The organism is Facilibium subflavum (assembly GCF_003574485.1).
In the GTDB taxonomy this organism is placed as follows: domain Bacteria; phylum Pseudomonadota; class Gammaproteobacteria; order Francisellales; family Francisellaceae; genus Facilibium; species Facilibium subflavum.
Window position 1 is genome coordinate 1 of record NZ_QLIT01000299.1, and the last position, 1,827, is coordinate 1,827.

Here is a 1,827-nt window from a genome sequence, read left to right on the forward strand (position 1 = left end):
GTAGTAGTCAGGAAGTATGGGCCATTGACAACCCGATCATAAAACATAGTAAACCCCTTCCACGAATAAACGCAAAGATTCCGTATTTTTGCAGTGTATCCTCTTTACCGTCATTAAAAATTCATAAATCTTTTCCCAAGCATTTTCATTTATGTGATAATGCATTTTGCAATCCTTTGTTGTTTTTCTCAAATATATTTAAAACCAAGGATTGCAACCTTGCAAATCATTTTTTAATTAAATTAAATCAACTTAATTTCACATCTTGTAGTTTTTTTGGTTCACAGAACCTAATGTTAATATAAATTTTTTCTCTTCCTACTTCTATTTCTTTTAAAATATTTTCACTTACAAGTTTTTTAAGATATTCCGAAGCAGTCTGCCTCTTTGCTATACCTTCATCTACCAAGTTAACAATTCTACAATAAGGTTGGACAAACAATAGCTCAATTAGTTCTCTTGAATATACTTTTGGAAGTTTAGCTTTAACATTATTTATAGTTTCTTCCATCAAACCAACAATTGCCTTAATTTTTCTGCATGTCCAGACAGAGGTATTTTCTACCGCATCCAGCATGTAGATAATCCAGGCCTCCCAATCCTCTTCTAACGTTACATTTAAAAGATTTTGGTAGTACTCTTTCTTGTTTTGTCGATGGCATAAACATGTCAAGGAAACATGTCGAAAAAATAGAAAAATATCGACATATTTTTTAACTGAATAAACACGTGACTACCGTTGGGTACCCAAGGAAGTTATGGCCAAAACCAAAAGGCGCTCCTTGCCAAACAACCGTCATCATCGCTTGGCGATGATCCACGTGATAAACGTAGTAACTCAAGGCAGTTATGGCCATAATCAAAAGGCTATTCTTTTGGGTTTTTTGCAATTAGATCAGCTTTGCGCTTATCTGGAATATCATCATATTGACTTAGCTGAAAATGTAACAGCAGCTTATTATACGTTACGTAGGACATAATCGCTTTTTTAGCTAACTGCCCTGTATTTATCACTATTTTTGTTAAGATTTTATACATTATTTCTTTCTCTATATTTTTAAAATCATTATGATTGTGAAAAGGCTACGCAATAGGCTCAGGTGCTTTTTCTCGGTCTTGCGCATTTTCTTCATTGAAAAATGCAAGATCTTCACCGCCTCCAGATGAACTGTTGCTAGCTTGAGCACTCAGTAAATCTTCACCGCCAGGCATCAAAGCATTATAGTTTGCCTTAAGACTAATCGTATCACCCATTCTTAGTTTACCATTTACTGATATCCAGCGGCTTGCCGCACCATTGTTTTGATCCAAAATTATATCAACCGCCTTTTTAAACTCTTTTTCTGAGCGATTCACGCTCCCTGTCAACCCACGTGTTTCTTTAAGCTTAGTCATAATCGCATTTAAATCTTGAAGCTTAAGTTTTTCTGGATTTAACCCTTCTCTGAGATTTTTGCTAAACTGTATTTTTCCTTTTTCATCTATCGATAAAATACCTTCAAAACGGTCATTTGTCTTTTTAAGACCATTTTTATTACGGTAAGCCGTGACTGCTTGAGAAATAACAGCCTTAACAAATCGATGCTCTTGTTTTTTTATATAATTTATTTTTGCCTGTCTTATCCACACTACAGGACACTAAGTAGTTTTTCTGTTTGAATTTTTGTTAACTTTAGCTCAAATACAAGCTTAATTGATGCCATGATTTTACTTGTATTAATCACAATCTCCGCCAATGATTTGCTAATAAAATCCATGCCCTTACGAACAATTGAGCGTTGAGGAAACCCATGCTTTTTGAGCTTTTCTGGATAAATTTTCATAAGC

At 34.4% G+C, this 1,827-nt stretch carries 5 protein-coding genes; all 5 read right to left on the bottom strand.

Annotated elements, in window-relative coordinates; genetic code table 11:
• Positions 1 to 36: 36 nt before the first annotated feature.
• Entirely contained in the window at positions 37 to 165 is a 129-nt protein-coding gene (locus DNK84_RS14935; protein ID WP_268876910.1) for a hypothetical protein, read from the bottom strand.
• An 82-nt stretch (positions 166 to 247) separates the two neighbouring features.
• A complete protein-coding gene (locus DNK84_RS13525; RefSeq protein WP_119344992.1) occupies positions 248 to 577 on the bottom strand; it encodes a cell filamentation protein Fic in 330 nt (109 codons plus the stop codon).
• A 290-nt stretch (positions 578 to 867) separates the two neighbouring features.
• Positions 868 to 1,038, bottom strand: coding sequence for a hypothetical protein (locus tag DNK84_RS14505; protein WP_162902497.1), 171 nt, complete (start codon positions 1,036 to 1,038; stop codon positions 868 to 870).
• A 45-nt stretch (positions 1,039 to 1,083) separates the two neighbouring features.
• The gene (locus DNK84_RS13530; RefSeq protein WP_119344993.1) at positions 1,084 to 1,629 is read right to left on the bottom strand and encodes a hypothetical protein; all 546 of its coding nucleotides are present in this window, start codon (positions 1,627 to 1,629) and stop codon (positions 1,084 to 1,086) included.
• On the bottom strand, positions 1,629 to 1,827 hold a 199-nt coding region (locus tag DNK84_RS13535; protein WP_162902498.1), incomplete at its 5' end, for a hypothetical protein. The genes DNK84_RS13535 and DNK84_RS13530, both read right to left, overlap by 1 nt.